Consider the following 23,775-nt stretch of genomic DNA (forward strand, 5'->3'; position numbering starts at 1 on the left):
GCGAACAATATTCTAAAGCCCATCAAATCCCTCCTGTTTTATAGATGCAGGTTTGCTTAAATGGGTTGCATAAAAAAATACTCTCCAATTAACTTAGAGAGTATTTCCATTTTAGATTTCGACTAAACTTACTCCGTCTTAATCGCCTGCACAGGATTGGAATTGGCGGCTTTATAAGACTGAATCCAAACCGTGGATAAAGCAATCAGAAAAATAATACCCGCTACAGCTGGAATAAACCACCATTCAAAGTTGATCCTGTAGGCATAGCCCGACAACCAATCCTGCATAATCCAATAACCTAATCCAGAGCCCAGCAAGATTGAAATCGAAACAATCGTGATAAATTCCTTATTGATGACATTCAAAATAGAAAATGTAGATGCTCCCAATACTTTTCTAATTCCGATTTCCTTGGTTTTCTGTTCAGCAACATGAGCTGATAACCCCAATAAACCCAGACAAGAAATCAAAATAGTCAACAAGCTGAAATACTTAGCCAAATCCCTGAGCCTTACATCTTCTCTATACATTCTGGCATAATTTTCATCCATAAACTGATAGGTAAATGGAAATACAGGATTCAACTCTGCAAAGACTCCCTCTATTTCTGCCAAGGCTTCTTGCATGGAAGATGAATTGATGCGAATGAAGCAATTAAAATTGAAAGCAGGGTCTATCACCATGAAAGCAGGTTCCACGGTCTGATGCATGCTTTGGAAATGAAAATTTTTGGCAACTCCTATTATTTCTAATCTTTCTTCATTGATAATCACAGTATTGTTTTCAGGATTATTTTGAGTGATAAGTTCATAAGCCTTCTCATTTAGAATAACGGCGCTCACTGAATCTGAAATACGATCTTTAGAAAAATCCTTCCCGCTGAGCAATTCTATCCCCACGGTTTCCAAAAAATCATAATCAACTCTAAATCTTTCAAACAAAGCATTAAAGCCTGGTTCTTTGCCATCCCATGATACATCCCCGGTATTACTACTTCTTCCCATCAAGTTGTGGGAGGCTCTGCTTACCGATGAAATTCCAGGCCTTGCCTCCAACCTAGACTTGAATATCTCATACTTCTCTGGCAATTCACCTTCTAAAGGCACTAAAATCAACTGATCTTTTTCATAGCCCAAATCTTGGTTCAATGCATAATTGATTTGTTGGAAAATGACAACCGTAGATATGAGCAAGCAGGTCGCCAAAACAAATTGAAATAAGACCAAGCCCTTTCTGGCGAATGCTACTTTTCGATTACCACTAAATTGATTTTTAAAGACAGATACAACTTTGGTGGAAGACAGATAAAAAGCGGGGTAACTCCCTGCCAGAAGTCCTGTAAACACCAATACAAGTAAAAAGCCTGCCCAGAAATAAAGATCTAAGACTGGAAGGACCAATTCTTTTCCAGCTAATTGATTGAATACCGGAAGTGTCAGCTGAACCAAAACCAAGGCAAACAAGCCTGAGAAAAAGGTAATTAGCAGGGATTCGCTCAAGAACTGATAAATAAGACTGGATTTATCTGCACCTGATACTTTTCTCACACCTACCTCTTTCGAGCGTTTTTGTGATTTGGCAGTGGATAGGTTCATGAAATTAATACAGGCAATGACCAGAATGAAAAATCCAATCATAGCAAAAAGCTTAACCGTCTTTATTCTCCCTTCCTGAATTATTCCATCCTTCCATGAACCATGGAGGTACATATCACTTTGAGGAAAAACAAATAGATCTGCATTTGAACCTTCAAAACGATCCCGAATGAAATCTTTTATCGAAGCCGAAAATGCTTCTGGATCCGCATTTTCCTGCAAGGTTATCACGGTACTGGGACCATTATTCCCCCAGTGTTGTAACCAACTATTGTATGGTTTATCAAAAAACAATTTATAAGGCAGGATAAAATCAAATTTCTCCCAATTGACCATTCCCTCATCTGCAATAACACCTTTCACCAAGAAGAGCTCCGTTCCGTCAGTAGAAATCATTTCAATTTCTTCATCCAAAACATCAGTTTTTCCGAATAATTTGATTGCTGATGATTCGGTCAGAACTATATGGGATTTGTCTGATAGCAGTTGTTCTCTATTTCCAGAAAGCAGAGGATATTGGAAAATTTTCAAATAATCCGCCCCGGCATAAATCCCGGAAAGTTTTACACGTTTATCACCTTGAACAAATAAATTCTCCTCATTCCAGGTATAGGTTGCAGCATATTGAACCTCTGCTAAATTTTCTTTCATGGCCTCAGCCAATACTCCAGGAGTAGAAGGAATGGTAAAAACCTGATCTCCGTAATTCTGATGCTCCATGACCCTGAATACCTGATCCGAACCCGGAAGTCCTCTATCAGTTTCCAGTTCACTTTTGATCCACAATCCTATCAGAATTGCTGCCCAAAGTCCCAAGGTCAAGCCAAACAAATTAATGAAGAAGGTAAGCTTATGTTTACCAAAGCCTCGAAATGCGATTTTTAAATAGTTCTTAAACATAGGTCATGTTATAAAAGAGGCATCCAAAGCCTCACACTTAGATATTCACTTTTTGTGCCAGCAAAAAATGCCCAAATTTGTCAAAATGGGCATTTTTCTGATTTTTCTGGATTAGTAATCCGAACAATTTTGTCCGATTTCGCACGAGACTAATTTGATTTAATTGAAAGGCCGAAATAGTGTTAATTCGACTCATTCAAAAGGGAATAACTGAAATCAAATATGGAATTGCTCCCTAATATTCTCAGTCACTACTTTTCCATCAAACAAATTGATTACCCTGTGGGCATAATTTGCATCATGAGGTGAGTGAGTAACCATTACGATAGTGGTGCCTTCATTATTCAATTCTTCCAATAGCCTCATGACTTCTTCCCCGTTTTTGGAATCCAAATTACCGGTAGGCTCATCGGCAAGGATCACTGATGGCTTGGCTACAATAGCTCGAGCAATGGCAACACGCTGTTGCTGACCACCTGAAAGCTGCTGAGGAAAATGATTGCGTCTATGCATGATATTCATCCTGGTCAAAACCTCCTCTACTCTTTGTTTTCGCTCATCGGATGGTATTTTCAGATACAGTAGAGGCAACTCTACATTTTCGAATACAGTTAGCTCATCGATTAGATTGAAGCTTTGGAAAACAAATCCAATATTCCCCTTTCTTAGAGAAGAGCGCTGTCTTTCTGAATAGTTGGCCACTTCTTGACCTAGGAAATGATACTCACCCTCATCCGGGTTATCCAAAAGGCCAATGATATTTAATAAGGTTGATTTACCACAACCGGAAGGCCCCATTATGGCTACGAATTCACCCTTTTTAATTTCAATTTGGATTCCATCCAATGCGGTGGTTTCCACTTCCTCGGTGGTATATAATTTCCGAAGGTTTACTGTTTTGATTACGTTTTCCATGATTTATAAGATTTAAGACGGAAGACCGAAGACCGAAGCAATCGGACCTCCATCCATTAATTTTTTAATGATCGATGTAATGATTTATTAAATATGAAAATCACTAGCATTATTTAGCCCAAGATTAAATTCCATCTATTTCATTTTATTTTTAAAGCCTATTGTCATATTCATTAAGTCAAAACATTCCTGATATATCCACTTGAAATCTGATTCATTGATATACTCTCTTCTTTTTGCTTTATAAAGGCAGGTAATCAATTCAGCAATAGACCTCACAGAGTACCCCAAGAACCTATGTTGCTCTGGGTTGCTTTGAGAGATAGAACCTTCTGCTATATTTAATGCAATTGAATCAGCAGATCTAATGGTTTGGCTTGTTAGGTTGTACATTTCCTCTTTTGGAAATTGTCTTGAAATTTTGTGAACATGCTCTCCTAAATCCATTGCTTTTTGCCAAATCAAAAGTTTTTCAAACTTAAAGCTCATAACAATTTATTTAACTAATAAAATAAATATAAGCTTTTGACTTGACTTTCAAACTATCAACTTAAATAAAATCTATTTCCACAATTTTATCTCTCAATCTTCCGTCTTCGGTCTTCGGTCTTCCAACTTTACCTCAACTCCAACACCTCATTATTCCCGAAATTCTCATACCCGGAAACAATCACTTTTTCACCTTCTACCAAGCCCTCCAAAACCTCATAGTACTCTGGGTTTTTGCGGCCTAGACGAATATTTCTTTTTTCGGCATTTCCAGAAGAATTCAAGACAAAGACCCAATTTCCACCAGTATCTTTAAAGAATCCACCGGTAGGAATCAATAGACTTTGCTCACTATCCCCTAGTTCTAATCGGATTCTCACACTTTGACCTCTACGAATTCCTTTAGGACTTTCACCGGTAAACACCATGTCTACTTCAAATCTTCCATTAGTGATAGTAGGGTAAATTTTAGATATCTCAAGTTCATGCTCTTGTCCACTCAAAGTAAATTTACCCTTCAGGCCTCTGCCAATTCTAGGCAGATAGAGCTCGTCGATGGGAACCCGAACTTTAAATTCATCCATGACATCTATCTGCCCATATCGCTGTCCAGGATTTATCGCTTGCCCTATTTCAATTTGCTCCATAGCCAGCTGTCCTGCAATTGGAGCGGTTATGATTAAGTTGTTCAGAATTTTACCAACTCCAGTTAATGAAGCCTGCATTCTTCTCTCAGAATTACGAAGCTGAGCCAATTGTATGGAGCGCGCTACTGAGTCATTCTTGTAAGACTCATAAGTCAGCTTCCTCCTTTTTAGATTGTATTCATATTGCTCTTTAACCTCTTCAAACTCTCGATCTGAAACCAGCTTTTTACTATGCAATTCTTTGAATCTTTTGAATTGTGGTTCCAAAAGACTGATTTGATAATCTATCTCTGCCAATTGCCCCTGCTGATTCAAATCATTTTGATCCAAAAGCAAGCGGGTTTGACGGAGATTATTGATTTGTTCATATAACATAGTCTCCCGCTGCATCACATCCAGCTGAAGATTGGAGTTGGTTAAGGCTAAAATAGTATCCCCTTTTTCTACTAAGGCTCCTGACTCTCTTATCACATCGGCGACCATACCGCCTTCAACCGCATCCAGGAAAAAAGTTTGTGCGGGCTCAATCTGACCAGAGACCAATATATAGTCAGTAAACTCTCCCTTAGATACAGTGGCGATACTAAGTCTGTCCCTCTCCACATTCATGGTGGATCTATGGTCCGCAAAACCCAACTGGTAAATAATTACAGCAACGACCACCAGCCCACCTAGCAGATAAGCGATTTTCTTTGCTGTCCATGTTTTCTTTTCTAATTTTCTATCCATTGTGTGTGATTGCCTTTTCTGGCTGTACCCTTTTATGCCAAATGATGTGCCATGCAAAAAATGCCTCTCAGAGGATATATTTCCTGTTTTTGGAAATAGAGGGCTTTCGAGACTCGAACAATTTCGTCCGCCAGCGAACAAAACTTTTCAAAAACGAAAGTCTGACTCCTATCAAGAACCTGATGGACCATGCTTTAAAATCGCTCGAATTTGATCGGAAACGGGCATTTATTAAAAATAATTGATGGTTTGAAAAATCGGCAGACTTTTGGAATATTAGATGGTAGCTTGATACGATTCCAGCAAAAACCTTAAAAGCATGAATGAGCAAAGAATAGGTAAAATTCTCATAGTTGACGACAACGAAGATCTTTTAAAAGCAGCTAAAATCTTTTTGAAAAGACATTTTGCACAAGTAGATACCGAAACTAATCCTGACCTTCTTCCTATCCTGACGCATAATGAAAATTATGATGTCATCATGTTGGATATGAATTTCACCAAAGATGTCAGCTCAGGACAAGAAGGCTTTTATTGGTTGGACCGTATTCTGGAATTGGATCCTTCCGCGGTGGTTGTTTTGATTACAGCATATGGCGATGTCAATCTTGCCGTCAGGGCAATCAAAGAAGGAGCTACAGATTTTGTATTGAAACCTTGGGAAAATGAAAGGTTACTGGCTACCCTAAACTCTGCTCTTCAACTTCGTCAAAAGAAAATGGAGGTCAACTTGCTTAAAGATCAAAAAGCGACTCTACAGCAGGATATTGACAATAAATTCAAAGACATCATCGGACAAAGCCCTGCGATGCAGAAGATTTTTGAGACCATTGAACGCGTAGCAAGTACGGATGCCAATGTTTTGATTTTAGGAGAAAATGGTACCGGAAAGGAATTGATAGCCCGAGCTATTCACAGAAATTCCAGAAGAAGCAGAGAAGCTTTTGTGGGAGTGGATCTAGGTTCGATCACCCAAACCCTATTTGAATCAGAATTATTCGGGCATAAAAAAGGCTCATTTACTGATGCCAAAGAGGACCGTGCGGGCCGATTTGAGCAAGCGCATAAAGGAACCTTGTTTTTAGATGAAATTGGCAACCTACCCTTACCATTGCAGGCTAAATTATTGGCCGCATTGCAGAATAGGCAAGTGACGAGAGTTGGAGCCAATAGACCCGTAGATGTCAATATCCGATTGATTTCAGCAACTAATATGCCTATTCACTCCATGGTTTATGACAATACTTTCAGGCAGGATTTATTATACCGAATCAATACAATTGAAATCAATTTACCTCCTTTGAGAGAAAGAGTGGAAGACATCCCTCTTTTGGCCGATCATTTTATCAGCTATTATTCCAAAAAATACAATAAAGACATTCGAAAAGCTTCTGAGCCTTTGATTAAGCGAATGACCAAGTATCATTGGCCGGGAAACATTCGGGAACTGCAGCATAGTATAGAAAGAGCTGTGATTATGAGTAATCACAATGTACTACAGCCTGAGGATTTATTTTTGCAAAAAACGGGACAGCCTGAGAAATCAGAAGAGAATGTCAGCTTGGAGCATTTGAATATAGAAGATGTTGAAAGAATTTTGATCAGAAAAGCTCTTCAAAAGCACAATGGACATATTACTCGAGCTGCTGAAGAGTTAGGACTCACAAGATCCTCCCTTTACAGAAGATTGGAAAAGTATGGTTTATAAGCGCTTTTCGATAGGGATAAGTGTTCGGGTCATTCTGATTACACTTTGCTTATTTACAGGAGTTTGGTTGTATTTTAGACAAAATCTACTGCTTGCCCCTGCGGTCATTACATTGATTGTTTTGGGGCTGATTGTGGAGCTAATCCATTACGTCAATTCTGTAAATCAAAAGCTAGCTCGATTTCTGGATTCCATTCGATTTGGGGATTTCTCAAGCTCTTTTACTTCAGATAGCAAGATGGGAAGCTCTTTTAAGGAGGTGAATTTTGCCTTCAACGAGGTGATGGAGGTTTTTAAGCAAACCCGTGCTGAGAAAGAAGAACAAATGCTCTTTCTTCAGGTAATCATCCAGCATATCAATACCGGAATCATCTCTTTCAATGCAGAAGGAAAAATCGGGGTAATCAATAATGCCGCAAAGCAATTACTTCAAATTCCTCAGTTTAGAAATATCAGTGATTTGGGCAGGCTTTCCCCCACTTTATTGCAAGAGGTTTTAGAAATGAAGCCGGGGCAAAGAACTTCCTATAAGGTAAGCCCTTCTTTGTTTTTGATTGTTCAGTCAACTTCCCTGAAAATGGGTGGACAAAGTTGGACATTACTTTCCTTGCAAAATATCAATGCGGAACTACAGTCTAATGAACTGGAAGCTTGGCAAAACCTGACCAAGGTTTTACGGCACGAAATCATGAACAGCATCACTCCAATTTCGAGTTTGGTTGAGTCCCTTAGGACTATTTTGGATGAAGACAGCTTTGTGCAACAAGAAGGAATGCTGATCAAAAAAGATGGTTTTCAAGATATTCAAGAGGGTTTGGATACTATTGCTAACCGAAGCAAAGGTTTGGTAAATTTTGTAAATGCATACCGGGATTACACCAATATTCCTGAGCCTAAAAAGGAATGGATCAAAGCAAAAACTCTCATTGAAGATGTTTTAGGCCTGATCAAGGAGGAGTTGAAGTCCAAAGAAGTTTTTGTCAAAACTGAATTTCGGCCCGAAGAATTGGAAATTCTCTGTGACCCAGATCAAATCAATATGATCCTAATCAATTTGATCAAAAATGCATCGGAATCCATGTTGAAGCAAGCAGATAGGCGGGTAATAATTCGTGCTATATCTCAAGGGGATTTGGGAACAATAATTCAGGTAGAAGATAATGGTCCGGGAATAGTGCCAGAAGCTTTGGAGAGGATTTTTGTACCCTTTTATACTACCAAAAAAACCGGATCAGGCATAGGATTAGCTATTTCCCGACAAATTATGAATTTGCACAGAGGAAGCTTGACAGTTGAGTCGGAACCGGATGTAAGAACAGTTTTTACTTTGAATTTTAGATAAATCTAAGCCAAAATCCTCTCCAATCTTTCCTTCCATTTTTCCCAATCTTTCATGTATCGGGTTTGAAGTCTGAAAAATGCAGAAGAATGATCTCTGTATATCAAATGGCAGAGTTCATGGATGATTACATACTCAATGCATCCTTTCGGTGCTTTGATTAGTTCTGGATTAAGAATGATTTTTCCTTTGGGGGTACAGCTTCCCCATCTTAAAGGCATTTCTCGTAAAACAATCGTTTCAGGCTGAACTCCTTCGATTTTAAACCTATCTATCCAAGGATTTGCTAATCCTTGAAATTTTTCCTTTGCCTTTCCTAAATACCATGCCTTTACTAGAGCTTTTACTTGGTCTAAGCTCGGAGTTTCCACCAATAATTCCCCGTGAAGAAGTTTCACCGACTGATTATTTGATTGAATAACTTTCAATCTATACTGTCTTCCCAAATACAAATGAGTTTCTCCATTTATATATTTCCGCTCAGTAGCCCTCGGCTGGAAGGACAAAAAATAACTTTGTTGTTTCAGAATCCAAGGGGCCCTTTTATATAAAATCTCTTGAATTCGCTCTTTTTCAGCATTTAATGGTGCCTGAATTATTACTTCTGATTCGGGTGTTACGGTGATACCCAAGGTTTTTCTTTCTGAATACCTGATCTGATAAGCAATCCTCTTCGAACCAAACTGAAATGACTCCTTCATGATTTGTATCGCCTTTTCGCCACCTCCAAAATCTTAACTGCTAACTCATCCAATTCGGAAAAAGACAATTCCAGTTGATATTTATCTCTGACCTCGTCAATTAAATAATCACCTATTTCAATAATTAACTTTCCCGTTATAGCATCCTTATTTTCCCAATCCACAATCGCCTTTGGCCCACTTCCGAAAACGGCTGTTTTCACCATTTGATCTATCGAATGGGAGGCCTGCTCGGAGATTAATTTCCCTACTTTTTGATCACTTATTTTTTCATTCAAAAATTCTGAAGTCAGACCAAAGAAAGCAGCAGCCACTGGTTTCTCCCTCAAAGAGTCTGGCAAATCTGTATCTGTGTGATTTAAGACTCCATTCATTACATCTTTTACTTTTTGCAAGTATTGAGTTTCAGAAATTCTTCTGGATTCATAATCAGCGATTGCTTGGGAAAGCATTTGTGAAAACTTCTTGTAGAATGCCGGATCATCTTCCATATTTTCTGCAATATGTTTGGCAGTCCTACTTGCAATCTTGTCAGCCTTTGCCGCTTCTCCCACTGTTTTTTCAACTTCTGCAGCAAAGCTTTCTTGGTCAAAAATATTTACTAAATCAGTGATCGGTTCTACTTCCTCAGCCGCCACATGAGTGTCAATTAATTTTTGAATTTGACTTTCATATCGGCTATAATCAATCCTATCTGAATACCTAGAAGAGACAGCATTTCGAAGCTTGACGAAAAAAAGCAAATCGGATTTATATCGCTCAATTTGACTCTGTTCTGTCTCTTCATGAAAGGATATGGTAGATAATGCTAATTTCAAAGATTTCGCAAAAGAATTGAGTTTATCATAAAACGATGCTCTAATCGCTTCATCCCGAAGAACTTGCTGATAAGCTTCCGCATCTCTGGTATTTCCAACTCCCTTAAATAAATCCCAAAGTTCGGAGTACTTTTGTGGCAGTTTTTTGATTTCTTCACTGATATTAACCAGAGTACCTTCCACATCCTCCTCCTCAAAAGCCTGAAAAGCGGAATACATTTTTAAGGCATCATCCAAGTTTTCTATAACTCCATAATAGTCTATCACATAACCAAAATCCTTCTCTGGATAGACTCGATTTACCCGGGCAATTGCCTGCAATAGCTTATGGTCCTGAAGATTCCGAGTTAGATATAAGACTGTTGTTTTAGGTTCATCGAACCCTGTTAAGAGTTTATCAACCACAAGGATGATTTCAGGGTCGGGTTGATTCTTGAAGCGGCTTATGATTTGGCTTTCATATTTTTTTGCAGTTCCATGCTCTTGCATCATTCGTTTCCAGAACCTATGAACCTTATCACTGCTTTGTTCATAGGCGGAATCCTCCCCTTCCCTGTCATCTACAGAAGATATCAGAACCTCAGAACTGACCATCCCAATTTCATCTAAAATCTCCTTATACTTTATAGCGTTGACTTTTTTATCGCAGACCAGCATGGCTTTGAAGCCTGTCCCTTTCCAATTATCCCGATAATGCCTACTGATATCCCAACAAATGGCTAGAATCCGCTGCTCCGCAGAATTTATTTGATCAGCCCGACTAAATTTCTTTTTGAAATCAGCTTTTTCTTTATCATTCAGCGGTTCGGATACCATTTCAAAAAATCGATCCAAGGGGGCTGAATTGACTCTCAAATGTGGTAACCTTCCTTCATACAAAAGCGGAACAACGGCCTTATCTTTCACTGCCTGATCTACAGTGTATGAATCGATAGTACCTCCAAATTTTGCTGCAGTGCTTCTCTCCTTTTTGAATAGTGGGGTTCCTGTCATTGCAATGAAACAAGCATTGGGCAATGTTTTTTGCATTTCAATATTGAAAACCCCATGCTGGGTTCGATGGCCTTCATCGATCAATACAAAAATATTGGGGTTGTTTAAAGGCTCCTGAATCTTCTTGACTGCTGCGGAAAACTTATTGATGATAGTGGTTACTACAGCGTCTGAAGGACTTTCCAGTAAATGCACCAATTGAGTACCAGTGGATGCATTACTCACACTTTTACCACATTTTCTGAAGGTATTGGTGATTTGCTGATCCAAGTCAGTTCTATCGGTAACCAATATGATCTTTGGATTCAAAATACTAGGCTCCATTGCTATTGCTTGGGCCAGCATTACCATGGTCAAAGATTTACCACTACCCTGGGTATGCCAAATCACCCCCCCTTGCCTTTTCATCCTACCTTTCTCATCAATCGATGGGCGCTTAATCCGTTCCAAGGTTTTCTTGACTGCAAAAAACTGCTGATAGCGCGCAACCTTCTTAGCCCCATCATCATATAGGATAAAACTGTAAATCAAATCCATCAAGCGCTCCGGTCGACAGAGGTTATATAGGTATTCATCCTGTTCTGTTAGCCGAACCTCCTTTTCCTCCAAGGCTTCAAAATATTGCTTTACATACCGAAAACGCTCTCCGAAAAGTTTTTGATGAGTTTCAGTGGACAGCCTGGAATCCTTGATTTTGACCAGTTTTTTCTGATAATTTTTCTCATCTGGCTCAGAATAAAATTTTTCTTTCCATTTGGCCCAAAACTTCCCAGGTGTCCCGTTGGTCGCATAGCTTGCTTCCTGATTGGCCAATGAGAGCAACAACTGAGAATAGATATAAAGACTTCGAATCCCATCTTCCTGCTGATTTCTGAGATGTTGCGAAATTGCTTGGGCAAGCGGCTCCTTCATATCGGGTCGCTTACATTCAATGATGACGATGGGAATTCCGTTGATGAAAAGAACCAAATCAGGCACGTAATGGTCACGAGAGGTGCTACGCATGACACGGAATTCCTCTGATACGTGAAATTTATTATTCTTCGGATTCTCCCAGTCAATAAAATGCAGGGTAAAACTTTTCTTATCCCCGTCGACATATTGCTCGACAGCCATGCCCAAGGTCAATAAATTATATACATGCTCCGTCGCGTGGATATATCCCTCATTGAGGGAGATTTCTTGGAGAGTTCGGATTCCGTTTTCAATATTGGCATCGCTGATGTAAGTAGTACGCGAAGAACTGATCTTTTTTTCGGAATTGATCAAACGAAGCTGCTTCCGCAAAATTCCTTCTAAAATCACCTGCTGGGTTTTATTCCCTCGCATTTGCAATGCTTCAGATTCAGTTAGGTATTCAAAGCCCAGCTTGCAAAGCCATTGGATGGCAGGAATTTGGGAAATATGGTCTTCTACAAAACTGGGGGTGTTCATTCTTTACTTATTTTATCACTTTACAAATACGATATAGAGAATTTATAATCCGTTATAGAGAATTGTCGCCTTTTAAAAACCAACTTTCACGCACTTCAAAGGAGCTTTTCAGAAATTATAGAGAATTTTTCTATCGTTATAGAGAATTCTTGTGATGAGCATTCACGTTTCAACTTCTGATTAATCATTCCTTTCCATCTTCTTCACTAAGAGCAAAAACTTCAATACGGAGAATTTCCTATTCAATATAGAGAATCAACTCCTCTATTTGGATTTGATTATTATAAAGAAAACCAAGGTCGATATGGAGAATTGATTTTGTTCAACATCATTGATTTTTGAGCCTATGAGCATGTTCTCAAGCTCACTTGCCATCATATTGAATCAAATACAGCAATTCTTCTCTATGGGAGTGTATAAGATCTTGCTAGAGTTATAGCGAATTTTTCTACGGATATAGCGAATCATATTTACTCCTTAAGAATGCCAATACCTCTGCGATAAGTTTATCCCCACGAAGATCCTTAAACCGATCAGACAGGGAGTACCTTGTTCCCCTTAATACTCCATCGACAATTACTACCTCATCGTCAACTAGCTTCAACAACAAGTACCTGATCTGACTTCTTTTCATGAAATCCTCCATACTCGCCTCCAAAGCCCCAACTTTAAGTGCATTGCCTTGGAGCTCGAGGAGTATTCTCTCAAGTTCCTGTACAATATACCTCTTGCCTATTTTCAGACCGTCACTTACTAATTGTTCATAGTCTTCAGAAAGGGTATATCGAAGCGTATGCCCTGGTAATTTTTCGACCAGTCCAATTTTCTCAAGTTGTGCTACAATGGGCATTTTCAGATTCTGAGAAATCCCATTTCTGATCTTAATCAGTGTAATTATCTGCTCTACCCCCAATTTGGGTTCTTTATCACTAGCTTGATATTGGCTGATAAAAATATGAAAGGCCTTATCGATAATCTCGGCTCTAAGGGTTAATGACACTTGGTACATATTGGAATCAGAATAATCCGGTTCAGCCTTACCTTCGGATAAGGTAATAGAGAATATTTTATCCACTCCCTGTCCACTGCGTTCGACCAATCCCGTCTTTTCCAGAATCTCAGTCATCAACCTGCTTCGGGGAGTACTACTCACCGTCAGCAGATTCTCTATAGTCACCCCTTTTGGAAATCCTCCCGGATTTGTAATCACAATTTTGGAAGGGTACTGCTTGATCACCACTTCACTGGTAATACTGTAATCCCGATGTGCTTCAGCGTTGAGCACAGCCTCTCGAATGACAGCTTCATTGAAATCAAACAAATCAAAAATATAGGCCCCTACCTGTATTGGGTATTTTTTGTTCAATGCAGGCTGATTGATCAGTTTCCAAATCTGAGAAATAGCCAAAAAAAGCGGTTCATCAATCACTTCTCTGGCATCATGGTGAATCTGTGATTCCGTTGCACGAAACTCCCAAATTGTCTTGCATTGCGGTAATTTTTTGCGAATAACCTCCTTCTTTCCCAGAAGTATAAGCGCTGCATAGTTTAGCTTTCCATTATCTAACAGCCTTAAATCGCTTAAGACTTGCTCAGTACTCAATTGGGCAAATCCCGGATTTTTTTGCTTGATCGAATAACTCTCCTTCATGGCCTTGATGGCAAACTCATCGAGGTCGGATATCTCTATGCCCTCACAAATCTTTGCCGAAAAATCAGGCTCCTGCTCGGAAAGAATGGCAAACATTTCCTCATCACTCATATTCCGAAGGCTTTCTCCTACCCTCATCAAAGGCACTCCTTCAAATTTCAACATTTTGCCAATTGGCCTGGAAGGTATGTGAGTCACTAAAACCCGAAGTGCACCTTCAAAAATCTCTTCCGTCTGGATGCGGATTCCGTGCCTGGTAAAAACTTCATCTTCCAACTTCCCCAATCCTCCCAAAGCAAAATCAGTCCCCACCACCGCATGAGGCAATTTATCCCCCATTCCCAACACCAAAGTCCCTCCGCCTTCATTGGCAAAGGCAACGATATATCCCAAGTAACACCTTCTTCGATCTTCCTGATCTCGGCGTTCGCCTCCTGCAAAAGAAAAGTTCTTTACGGCAGCTTTAAACTCAACCTTATCTTCACTTTCCTTCAGATTTTTTAGTTCTTCTATTGTCATTTGCTCTCTTTATTTTTTCTCATTAATCCCCTCGGATATCCAAATAATCTCATGGTCATTTCATGAGTTTTCCTCCGAATGAAGCTCAATTGATTACCGAAAAACGTAAATCCTAAGGCTCCCAGAACTGTAAATAGATAACCGTAATCATCAATCAACTCAATGGTTTCTGGAGAATAAACAGGTAGTTGTAGCAGTAGATAAAAAATTACAATAAGGAAAACCAATTGCAGTATCCACGATAAAATTTTCATGCTTTTCACAAATCTTGAGTCAAAAGATTTGAGCATTTGTATTTCGCTTCCATCCGGTGCTTCTTTGAGCAGTATGATTGAATTGTAGGCGTAGATTGCACACAAGATTTGAAAATCACTTTTACTATCGAGCAATGCTGTATTTGCGTTTATCCTTATGAAAGTGGAATTAAGAAAATCATTCGTAATCAGGCTTGAATTGATATTCTGCAAAAACATCAATACTATTTCCTGCAGGTTGCTAGTGCTGTAATAGTTCTCTTCTAAAAGATTATCTAATGTGGTTGTGATTGGATTTTTGCTCCTAATCGAAACGATGTTTTTAATCCAAGCTTTGTCAAGATTAAACTTTGTAACACCCAAAATAATGGAGAAAACAAAAAAATCATCATTTACAAATGGGGTTGGAGATTCTTTGCTTGGATTACTTTTACTCTTTTTACTATAATGTTTTTCAAAAGCTGACTTGTCGTTGGACTGAATAGCTGAGATAATTCCAAAGTAGATTTCATCGGTTTCACTAAAATCGTTACTAATTGGTTGAGCAATAGTTTTACCTGACAGCAACTGGTTAAATGCTGATAACTTAGGGCTATCGCCAATCCTGTTTAGATAAGTAATTTTATTTTCTATAGAAACCATTTCTTTCTTTTTAATCCATAGTTTAATTTATCAGCATCCCAACCTGGTACACTTCTCATTTTTCCAAGTAAGCGAGAAATAAGATTTGAATATTTCATTGTGGCAGGTTCTTCACCTGGTAAGAAGCTTCTCCATGACAAATAAGTGAATGAGAATATTTGTTGAGTGATGTAGCTTAAATCATGAAAGATCAAATCATTCAATCCATTGTTGTCATAATTACCTTGTGGAGTTCTTATTTTAATTTGAATAGGTTTACTCATTCCTTGTTTAGCTGTTTTCAATTCATTTGGGCCTAACATTTGAACAATACAGGTTTCAGAATCTAAGAAAATATTACTGGCCCTGTTTGGAATGAAAGCGCCAATAGTGTTCCCAAACTTCTGCACTCCCTTCTGATTGATGTCAAACAGCATATTGGGATGCTGTTGGCTAATGGTTACAAACGCAAATTTTATTTTGTATTGACTGATTTCTCTTACTAGCTGACTTACAACATCAAACTCTGTGTTTTTAATAGGTTTGAAAATGTGGAAAATCAGCCGAACTGTTTCACCTTCAGACCAGCCCTGTTCGTTTGAAAGTCTTTGAATAGAATTTTTTAAGCTTCTCTGTAATTCAGTAAAATAATTCTCAAATGCTACATCCTTTACCTTATCAGCCAAAAGATATTGTCCATCACTTGAAAGAAAAGTTGTTATACCAACAACTCTGTTTTGTTCAGCACGAGCATACTGATTTTTTCTAAGCCAGCTATGACCTATGCCAATTACTATTTCACGATCAACGGAACGCTGTGAAGGCAAAACCCATGGAATCCCACCCATTTTGGCATAAATCTGTAATGCCAATGAATTTAAGATAAACTCATTATGACTCTTGATGATTTCTGACGTAACATACTGTACCGGAATTTCAAGGGAAAGCAATTTTGCTTTGATAGCATAGTATGGATTATTTCTATCATCATATCGTTTAAATGCTGCCGGAATTTCTATGATTGCTAAATGTGGTTTATTTTCATCTTCGCTTCTTATAGCATTAAGATATTCTTCAACCGTAAATTCCTGAATTTCCCTAATGTTGTATAACACATCCTGCAGGTCATATTTTCTTTGTAAACCTTTTTGAAAAAGTCTGGACTGCGGAAGTCCATCTTTTAAACTGGAAAGAAAGTTGGTAAAAACGCCACGGTTACTTTTGTTGCAAATACAAAGTATGTTTGGTGTCTTTATATCGAAAGTAATGCTATCATAAGGACCAAAATTGGTTAGCCCTGTATCTGGATTGAAATTGTTTGTTTTGGTTACCGCATGGTCAAATATAAAAGTGGGTGTCTTTAGATGTATAGTATTAGAAGCGGCTAAAGGTTTGTTATCTACTGTGAAGCAAAAACTATCCTTGTTTTGAAATAAAACGGGCTGTCCGTTATCAATAAATAGATGCTCTGCAATTTTGGTTATTTCAGCATACAAGCTTTTAGGATTGTAGATGTCTGACCGTTTGCTTTCAATGATACTCAGAATTTCATTACTTTTTTGTTGCGATGTGGCATAGGTGAGATAATTACCGATGTTGAACTTTGTTTTCCTGATAAACAGCTCGTTCAATTCAAAATCCTTCAGTCCTTCGTTGGTTTCTACACTGGCTTTATTGCCTTTTATCTCTTTTAATATGCCAACGAATTCTTCATTCGGGGCAAGTATGTTGGTCAATCCAGGAAGGGTTTCACTATGCAAAACATCTAGTCCCATCAGGTCAAACCCCTCAGCATGTAGTTCTGCACAACTGATATTGAAAATCCAGTTTCTGCGTATATTTATTAAGAAGCCGAAACGCTTAACTCCATTGATTTCAGTCAAACGCAACTGAACTTCAATTAACTTTTTATAGGCAACTTTATCCTTTAATTTTTCAGGTAATGCATTCTTAATAATATCGTCCTTCCCGGAAAAGAATCGGAAAGGATAAAAATCTACTGGAGTGTATTGTGGAAATCGGTCTTTGAAAGTCCTGAAAAATATATGCTTTATTAGAGAGGCAGTAACTTCATTATCACCAAATGTATTTCGTTCGGCTAGTTTTCCTAAAACTAGGCTTTCATCACCATCCTTGTTAGATATATGGATTGTGTCTCCGTTTTTAAAAAAGGAATGGGTTGAATTGTGCTTTTCCCGCAACTCAGCAAGTCTTTCCTGAGTATAGGGCAGGGTATTTATCTGATACCTTTCAAAATCAAAGCGTATAGGAAAATAATTTAGTTGCATAAAATTCTAGTTTAATTTTAGTCTCACCTTCCCCGTCAGCAGCACCTGCATCATTCCTTTTTTCTGTTTCCGAAGCTTATCCGCTTTGGACTTGAGCAAACTGATTTCCTGATCGGCAATCTGAAGCACTCGGGCGATGGTAGTTTGTTCTTCTCTTGTTTGAGGCAAAACCACCTTTACGATACTAAAGTCCTTGAACTTACAATTCAACGTATCATCAACTAAGCCTTGGGAATTTCTCCAAAAGAGATGGGTCAGTTTGGGAGTCTTGAATAAATAGGCAAAAAACTGCGAATCGGCATTTTCTTTGGGTGAAATCACCGTATAAGCAGGACTTACAATTCCCTCTAAATCGGATAGAGCACTTCTTCCTTGCCACATCCTCATGGTATTGTAACCGATATCTCCTGGACAAATCCTTTTGTATTTTGACTTATCCGCGTTGGACGTATCCTTTTTAATACTTTCATCTTGAGGATAAATGCCACTTTGCCCGATTGAAAGCAAAGTCAATTCAATATGCCTTGTCTCATTTCTTTCAGAAAAAAACTCTCCCAAATGGACTTCCCTCCACTCCCCACTAAACCCCTTCAACCTCATCTTCCCCGTCAGCAGATTTTGCATCAGCCATTTTTTGCGGAGTTCTTTTTGGGTGATCAGGCACTCGGTGGTCTGAATGGCCTCGTCCATCTTCCCCAGCACTTGGGCGATGGCCCGCTGTTCGGGAAGGGGTGGCAATGGAACCTTAATTTTCCTGAGTTCATTAAGTGAAATTTCCTGAAAAGTACTTCCCTTTGCAAGCCTAATGATACTCCTGTGAACCTCACTGTTTGATAATGAATACTTCAAAAAATGAGAATTTATTAGATAAGGATTACAGGAGATCCGTGCAGTCCCCTGAGTTAAATTAGCCTCCTTTAAATCATTTGGTACTATACTAGTTTCTCCAATATTTCCCCTCAATGAGAAAACAATGTCACCTGGCTTTACAACAGATCTACTATATTTTTTGGCAATGATGAAAGATGTTTTCATAAGTCCGTCGATGTTAATTTCTCCTCCAACATCTGTACTTCTTAGGTAAGGAACACCTTCAGATACATTAGGTCCAGCTTGAACTATACCATACACAATAGGCTTTAAACATAACTCTTGCAAGCCTTTTTTGTCCCACCCCTCCGGAACTTCGAACTCCAATCCTGATTTTTTTACTTTGGTATCTGTCATTCGTTTTCGTAGTCTAATTGGTAGGATAGTTGGATTTCCGCAAGGATGGCTTGGACGATGGACTCGATCTTCTCATCGGAAAAGGTAGTCTCAAGCGGCATCTCCTCTTGCCCTATGGACAGCACCCAAACTTTATACTCGTCAGTCTCATCTTCATCCAGCCAATGGCGAAGGTCCAAATGAACCGAGATCTGTGTTCCCCATTCCTGAAGCACTTTATGCTGATAGCGTCGGTTGGATAGATTGATATGTCCGACGAAGTCGTCCGCCCCATGCGCCTCGATCTGATTTATAAAGAAGTCGATCCCTTCACGTGGGAGGATATTTTCCAAGGATTCCCGTTGCGTGAAAAAGGTGTAATGGATCTGATTATCCAGCAGTTGATAGTTTTCTTTGAGCTGATCATGCACTTGGCGGATGACTCGTCTCAGCTCTGTGGGAATCGCTACCATCGCCGCCTTATCCCGATCGGGTTCATCCAGAAAATCTCCTTTAACCCGAATTCGGCCATTAGGCAGCAGCCAGCACTCCATCCATTCCAATCCCCGTTCAGTGTGGATACGCTTGCCGACTGTTTCAGGCTCTTCTGCAGCGACTTTTTCCCAATGCTCCCACTCATCAATTGGTTTTTGAATGAGGGAAATCTCACCATAAGGGATATCCAGATAATCTGAAAATGCTTCATTGATGCGGATAATAGCTTCGGTATCCAGCCCGATTTCCAAGTCTGAGTTGGAGAGGATGTTTTCGATTTCTCGAAGCTCATGGAGTAGGTGTGATTCCAGATACACATCCGAAAAATCCTTGAATTGAGCTTTCAATTGTTTGCCTACATCCTTATCTATCTTATCAAGCGAAATAGGATCATCCGTGATTGGTTCAATTATTTGCTGGGAAAGCAATTCAATGGATAGATCCTCGCTCAAGAAATAGAACTTCAATACTGATTTTTCTGAATATGAAAGAGATTGAATAAATCCAGATACTTTTTCTTTCGCAAGAGGAAAAATTCTATCTGACATTTGACCCACTTTTTGAAAACCGAGATAAAGCTCCTCTGAAAGTTCCGTGAGGTAAGGTCTTTTTCCATTTTTCTCCTCCTTCCAACAAACAACTACTTCCCTAAATAAGGGTAACAAGATCAACCTGGCTTGCTTCCGAATAGCATAAGCCCAATCGGATTGAACCGGAACCTGATGCGTTTCCCGGATGCCAGAAAGTAAACGTTGGCGATGGAATAGGCTCATTGGATTAATTCTTTTTGGGTTTAGGCAACTTTTGGGTTTCCTTTTCCAGGTAATCCACAAAATGCTTTTCAGCTTCACTCAACTCAGAAGAAGTCTGAGTCTTGTATTTTTCGTATTCCTGTCGGGCTTTGTCAAGCATCTGCTGATGACTGATCTTTCCAGCATGATCAAGGATTTCATTGCCTGTCATTCGGAGAAAATCATCCAATCGGCTGATCCAGTCTTTCATGTACATCGGCTTGCGATTGAGTGCCTGAAGCTCCGCCAATTCCAAATAAGCCGTCACCATTCTATTGAGCATATTCAGTTCCTCAGCATTCAGGTAATTCTTGGCGATTTCCAGCTCCTGTTTGGTAGGCTTAGCACCTTTGAAGTTGGTCAAGCCTAGATTAGGCTTGGAGGCATCGATCCGCTTATAGATCAGTTCAGCAGCTGTATGGCCGTGAGCGGCCCAATGCATTTTGTTTTGAACAGTCTGAAAAAACAGCACCGAAAGCTCACATTTTGGGTCATAATCAATGCTGGTGGCATAGATATCCAGAACCTTTCTCCAGAAGACTTTTTCGCTACTCCGTATGTCACGGATACGAGCCAGAAGCTCATCGAAATAATTTCCTCCTCCGGCCTCCTTGAGTAACTCATCATTGAGCGTAAAACCTTTGATCAGGTATTCTCTTAAGCGTGCAGTAGCCCACTGCCGGAACTTGGTACCCTGAAGGCTCTTCACCCGATAGCCGACAGAGATGATGACATCCAAATTATAAAAATTGGTAGGCTTGGTAGAAAAATCGGAAATTCCGATTTTTCTCCTCGAGGCATCCTCATCCAGCTCTCCCTCTGAATAAATATTCAGGATGTGCTCATTGATGGTGGATCGAGACTTTTGAAAAAGTTCCGCCATCTGATCAATGGTTAACCATACCGTCTCATTTTCAAGGCGGGTTTCGATTTTGGTTTTACCATCTTCCGTCTGATAGATTAGGATGCTGCTTTCCATGTTTAGCCCATTAGTTCTTTGAGATATCGATCCATTTCTGCCTGTACTTCCTTCAGTTCACCTTCCAATTTATCAATCTCCTTTTGCACCGCCGCGATATCCACTTCAGGTTCCTCTTCAAAGGTGTCCACATAGCGGGGAATATTCAGGTTGAAGTCATTTTCCTTGATCTCCTCAAACGTGGCCACATAGCTATACTTCTCCTCCACCACGCCGGGTTGAAATTTGCCTGATTGAAAATCCCGGTAGGTATCCACGATGTGGTTGATATCCGATACACGGAGTTTGTTTTGATTTTTGGCAGCTTCGTAGTGCTGAGAAGCGTCAATAAAGAGCACTTCGGAATGGAAACCTTTCCCCTTGTTAAAAACCAGAATCGCAGCCGGAATACCTGTGCCAAAAAAGAGGTTTGCCGGTAGGCCGATTACCGCTTCGAGCAGGTTTTCTTCAATGGTTTTTTGACGGATTTTACCTTCGGAGCTCCCCCTGAAAAGTACACCATGGGGCACCACTACTCCGACTTTACCTTTACCTTCATATGTAGTCTCAATCATGTGCGAAATAAAAGCCCAGTCCCCTTTACTTTTGGGGGGAATTCCACGCCAGAAGCGATTGTATCGGTCCGTTTCAGGATCCCATGTGATGGTGGTTTTCTCTCCGTCTTTATCTTCTACCTTTCCCCATTTATCCAAGGAAAAGGGAGGATTGGCTACCACTGTATCAAACTTCATCAAGGCATCGCCCTCTTTTAACTTCGGGTTTCGGATTGTGTCTCCCCAGCGGATTTTGGCATTGTCAAAGCCATGCAAAAACATATTCATCACCGCCAAGGCCCATGTACTGCCGTTGGCTTCCTGTCCATAGAGGGAAAAGTTGGGCGAACCCACCTCCTGTCCTGCTTTGATCAGCAAAGAACCCGAACCACAAGTAGGATCACAGATACGCGAACCCTGTGCAGATTTGGTGAGCTTTGCCAAAAGTGTAGATACTTCACTTGGGGTGAAGAACTCTCCCGCCTTTTTACCCGCATCTGAGGCAAAGTTGGAAATCAGGTATTCGTATGCCCCTCCAATAATATCCACTCCAGCCAGATGTGATGGGCGGAGATCTAGTTCAGGCCGATTAAAGTCCAAAAGAAGATTTTTTAGTCTAGTATTTTTGTCTTTGGGCTCCCCGAGCACACTACTGTTGAAGCTGATATTTTTAAAAATCCCTGCACCATCTTCACTATAGAGCTTTTCCCGATTCGCCTCTTCCAAATCTACTAGGGCGATATCGATCAATTCACCGATATTGACTGCATTCCTATTTTCGTATAGGTATTTGAAATGGCTGTGCTCGGGTACAATAAAGCGCTCGTATTGCATGGCACGCTTAGCTCGTTCTTGATCTCCATTGTACTTTTTGAGATACTCTTCCTGCTTATCATCATGAACATCACTGAGATATTTGACAAAAAGCATTGTCAACACATAATCCTTATATACACTGGGATCTATACTACCCCGAAAGGTATCACAGGCTCTCCAGACTGCATCGTTTATATCTTTTTGGGTAATTTTCTTACTCATAGTTTTGAATGATTTTATTGAGATTCAACTCAAGTTTAAATTCATTAAGCTTTTCAATATCGAGGATCAAATTCTTTTTTCGGATTCTTAACTCAGAAAGCCGAATTAACTTTTCCTGTATATCCATCGGAAAAGCAATCACCTCAATATTTTCTAGTTGAGATTTAGTAATAGATGGAATAGCAGTTCCTTTGGCAACACTTTTCAAAAACTCTTGAATCCTTTCTGAATTCAACCACCAAACCAAAAATCTAGGGCTAATATAATCCACTGAAAGAGAAATAACTAGAAACGAAGTGGAAGCTACGGCTGGAAGCATATTGTTGTCACAAATTGCCGCAAAATTTTTCCACCCTTTAGCTGCAAACAATATTTCTCCTGATTTTAAAAAATGATTTTCTGAAACCTGAGATTTGCTCACGCTGGGATACAGCTTATTTTTCAATTTCCCATCAATGTCAAAATCCTTGGTTTGTAGATAATTCACAACTGCAGGCTCGTGTGACTTAAGAAATACACCTGAGCGAACGAAAGCAATTTCTTTTAGTAATTTTTTCAAATTTTTATTCTAGTATATTTATTACAAAAATAAATCTAGAAAAACTTGAGAAAACTATCAAAATATTTTTAATTTTTTTTCTTAGTATATTTTATACTAACTATAAAAATATACCCTCAAATAATCAATTCTTCTGCAGCACCAAGTCAAAAACAGCCTGATCGGAAGGTCGATTATAAATCATGTCAATCCTTGTATTGGAATAACTCACCACCGTCCAATCCCTATTAATTTTTGAAAATGTTGAACCTGAATTAAAAAAGAAGGCAATATTGACCGTGTTTTGATTGGGATCAGCAGGATCAATACTCAAAGTCCAGATTCCATTTTCCACACCACCGTTGATTCGGGTCTGAACTTCTGAACCAGAAATAAAATTCAAAGTTCCCCCGCTAAATTGACTGGTCTGATCAGTTCCATCCTCAGAATAATCGGCTATTCTCCAGGTGGCAGATCTAAGCAGTTGATCAATCTGAAATGCGGTAGAATCGTTTTTTTCAGAACAGGAAAAAAACAAGATAAAAACTAAGACAAAGGGTATATATCTTTTAAGCATGGTCTCTCTCATTT

General features: G+C 39.4%; 17 protein-coding genes. 2 read left to right on the forward strand and 15 right to left on the reverse strand.

Annotated features, from left to right (window positions below; translation table 11 throughout):
* Positions 1 to 128: 128 nt before the first annotated feature.
* From B2906_RS04375 to B2906_RS04390, 4 genes are all read right to left on the reverse strand, one after another.
* Entirely contained in the window at positions 129 to 2,498 is a 2,370-nt protein-coding gene (locus B2906_RS04375) for an ABC transporter permease (protein WP_286935719.1), read from the reverse strand.
* 216 nt (positions 2,499 to 2,714) lie between these two features.
* Positions 2,715 to 3,413 (reverse strand): ABC transporter ATP-binding protein, encoded by a 699-nt coding sequence (locus tag B2906_RS04380; protein ID WP_091655584.1) that lies wholly within the window; start codon positions 3,411 to 3,413, stop codon positions 2,715 to 2,717.
* Positions 3,414 to 3,548: 135 nt separating this feature from the next.
* Positions 3,549 to 3,902: a four helix bundle protein gene (locus B2906_RS04385; RefSeq protein ID WP_144602912.1), complete on the reverse strand. Its 354-nt coding sequence runs from the start codon at positions 3,900 to 3,902 to the stop codon at positions 3,549 to 3,551.
* A 128-nt stretch (positions 3,903 to 4,030) separates the two neighbouring features.
* Positions 4,031 to 5,278, reverse strand: coding sequence for an efflux RND transporter periplasmic adaptor subunit (locus B2906_RS04390; protein ID WP_144602910.1), 1,248 nt, complete (start codon positions 5,276 to 5,278; stop codon positions 4,031 to 4,033).
* Positions 5,279 to 5,597: 319 nt separating this feature from the next.
* On the opposite strand from B2906_RS04390, the gene B2906_RS04395 reads away from it, so the two are divergent.
* Positions 5,598 to 6,986: a sigma-54-dependent transcriptional regulator gene (locus B2906_RS04395; RefSeq protein WP_091655588.1), complete on the forward strand. Its 1,389-nt coding sequence runs from the start codon at positions 5,598 to 5,600 to the stop codon at positions 6,984 to 6,986.
* Entirely contained in the window at positions 6,976 to 8,328 is a 1,353-nt protein-coding gene (locus tag B2906_RS04400) for a sensor histidine kinase (RefSeq protein ID WP_286935720.1), read from the forward strand. Before B2906_RS04395 ends, B2906_RS04400 begins: the two co-directional genes overlap by 11 nt.
* A 2-nt stretch (positions 8,329 to 8,330) precedes the next feature.
* Here the strand turns inward: B2906_RS04400 and B2906_RS04405 are convergent, their stop codons facing one another.
* The 11 genes from B2906_RS04405 to B2906_RS04455 form a co-directional block, all read right to left on the reverse strand.
* Positions 8,331 to 9,026 (reverse strand): M48 family metallopeptidase, encoded by a 696-nt coding sequence (locus B2906_RS04405; RefSeq protein WP_286935721.1) that lies wholly within the window; start codon positions 9,024 to 9,026, stop codon positions 8,331 to 8,333.
* Positions 9,023 to 12,271, reverse strand: coding sequence for a type I restriction endonuclease subunit R (locus tag B2906_RS04410; protein WP_219959258.1), 3,249 nt, complete (start codon positions 12,269 to 12,271; stop codon positions 9,023 to 9,025). The genes B2906_RS04405 and B2906_RS04410 overlap by 4 nt, the downstream gene beginning before the upstream one ends.
* Positions 12,272 to 12,719: 448 nt before the next feature.
* On the reverse strand, positions 12,720 to 14,441 hold the full coding sequence (locus B2906_RS04415; protein ID WP_219959259.1) for an ATP-binding protein: 1,722 nt from the start codon (positions 14,439 to 14,441) through the stop codon (positions 12,720 to 12,722).
* Positions 14,438 to 15,337, reverse strand: coding sequence for a hypothetical protein (locus tag B2906_RS04420; protein WP_219959260.1), 900 nt, complete (start codon positions 15,335 to 15,337; stop codon positions 14,438 to 14,440). Before B2906_RS04420 ends, B2906_RS04415 begins: the two co-directional genes overlap by 4 nt.
* Positions 15,325 to 17,604 carry a Piwi domain-containing protein gene (locus B2906_RS04425; RefSeq protein WP_219959261.1) on the reverse strand — a complete coding sequence of 760 codons (2,280 nt, stop codon included), beginning with the start codon at positions 17,602 to 17,604 and terminating at the stop codon, positions 15,325 to 15,327. Before B2906_RS04425 ends, B2906_RS04420 begins: the two co-directional genes overlap by 13 nt.
* Positions 17,605 to 17,610: 6 nt before the next feature.
* Entirely contained in the window at positions 17,611 to 18,831 is a 1,221-nt protein-coding gene (locus B2906_RS04430) for a restriction endonuclease subunit S (RefSeq protein ID WP_286935722.1), read from the reverse strand.
* Positions 18,828 to 20,078: a hypothetical protein gene (locus B2906_RS04435; protein WP_286935723.1), complete on the reverse strand. Its 1,251-nt coding sequence runs from the start codon at positions 20,076 to 20,078 to the stop codon at positions 18,828 to 18,830. The genes B2906_RS04430 and B2906_RS04435 overlap by 4 nt, the downstream gene beginning before the upstream one ends.
* A gap of 4 nt (positions 20,079 to 20,082) precedes the next feature.
* Positions 20,083 to 21,075, reverse strand: a complete 993-nt coding sequence (locus tag B2906_RS04440) for a virulence RhuM family protein (protein WP_219959264.1) — start codon at positions 21,073 to 21,075, stop codon at positions 20,083 to 20,085.
* Between the two features lie 2 nt (positions 21,076 to 21,077).
* A complete protein-coding gene (locus tag B2906_RS04445; RefSeq protein ID WP_219959265.1) occupies positions 21,078 to 22,646 on the reverse strand; it encodes a type I restriction-modification system subunit M in 1,569 nt (522 codons plus the stop codon).
* Positions 22,639 to 23,205 carry a restriction endonuclease subunit S gene (locus B2906_RS04450; protein WP_286935727.1) on the reverse strand — a complete coding sequence of 189 codons (567 nt, stop codon included), beginning with the start codon at positions 23,203 to 23,205 and terminating at the stop codon, positions 22,639 to 22,641. Before B2906_RS04450 ends, B2906_RS04445 begins: the two co-directional genes overlap by 8 nt.
* Before the next feature lie 124 nt (positions 23,206 to 23,329).
* Positions 23,330 to 23,773, reverse strand: a complete 444-nt coding sequence (locus B2906_RS04455; RefSeq protein WP_286935729.1) for a hypothetical protein — start codon at positions 23,771 to 23,773, stop codon at positions 23,330 to 23,332.
* Positions 23,774 to 23,775 lie beyond the last annotated feature (2 nt).

Source organism: Algoriphagus sp. UBA3586 (genome assembly GCF_002376385.1).
Classification (GTDB): Bacteria; Bacteroidota; Bacteroidia; order Cytophagales; family Cyclobacteriaceae; genus Algoriphagus; species Algoriphagus ornithinivorans.

Bases quoted from the DNA above. Each gene is read 5' to 3' on its own strand.
- B2906_RS04400 (WP_286935720.1), top strand. From the start codon at position 6,976: ATGGTTTATAAGCGCTTTTCGATAGGGATAAGTGTTCGGGTCATTCTG.
- B2906_RS04380 (WP_091655584.1), bottom strand. From the start codon at position 3,413: ATGGAAAACGTAATCAAAACAGTAAACCTTCGGAAATTATATACCACC.
- B2906_RS04435 (WP_286935723.1), bottom strand. From the start codon at position 20,078: ATGAGCCTATTCCATCGCCAACGTTTACTTTCTGGCATCCGGGAAACG.
- B2906_RS04375 (WP_286935719.1), bottom strand. From the start codon at position 2,498: ATGTTTAAGAACTATTTAAAAATCGCATTTCGAGGCTTTGGTAAACAT.
- B2906_RS04425 (WP_219959261.1), bottom strand. From the start codon at position 17,604: ATGCAACTAAATTATTTTCCTATACGCTTTGATTTTGAAAGGTATCAG.
- B2906_RS04455 (WP_286935729.1), bottom strand. From the start codon at position 23,773: ATGAGAGAGACCATGCTTAAAAGATATATACCCTTTGTCTTAGTTTTT.
- B2906_RS04440 (WP_219959264.1), bottom strand. From the start codon at position 21,075: ATGGAAAGCAGCATCCTAATCTATCAGACGGAAGATGGTAAAACCAAA.
- B2906_RS04405 (WP_286935721.1), bottom strand. From the start codon at position 9,026: ATGAAGGAGTCATTTCAGTTTGGTTCGAAGAGGATTGCTTATCAGATC.
- B2906_RS04420 (WP_219959260.1), bottom strand. From the start codon at position 15,337: ATGGTTTCTATAGAAAATAAAATTACTTATCTAAACAGGATTGGCGAT.
- B2906_RS04410 (WP_219959258.1), bottom strand. From the start codon at position 12,271: ATGAACACCCCCAGTTTTGTAGAAGACCATATTTCCCAAATTCCTGCC.
- B2906_RS04395 (WP_091655588.1), top strand. From the start codon at position 5,598: ATGAATGAGCAAAGAATAGGTAAAATTCTCATAGTTGACGACAACGAA.
- B2906_RS04430 (WP_286935722.1), bottom strand. From the start codon at position 18,831: ATGACAGATACCAAAGTAAAAAAATCAGGATTGGAGTTCGAAGTTCCG.
- B2906_RS04445 (WP_219959265.1), bottom strand. From the start codon at position 22,646: ATGAGTAAGAAAATTACCCAAAAAGATATAAACGATGCAGTCTGGAGA.
- B2906_RS04390 (WP_144602910.1), bottom strand. From the start codon at position 5,278: ATGGATAGAAAATTAGAAAAGAAAACATGGACAGCAAAGAAAATCGCT.
- B2906_RS04415 (WP_219959259.1), bottom strand. From the start codon at position 14,441: ATGACAATAGAAGAACTAAAAAATCTGAAGGAAAGTGAAGATAAGGTT.
- B2906_RS04385 (WP_144602912.1), bottom strand. From the start codon at position 3,902: ATGAGCTTTAAGTTTGAAAAACTTTTGATTTGGCAAAAAGCAATGGAT.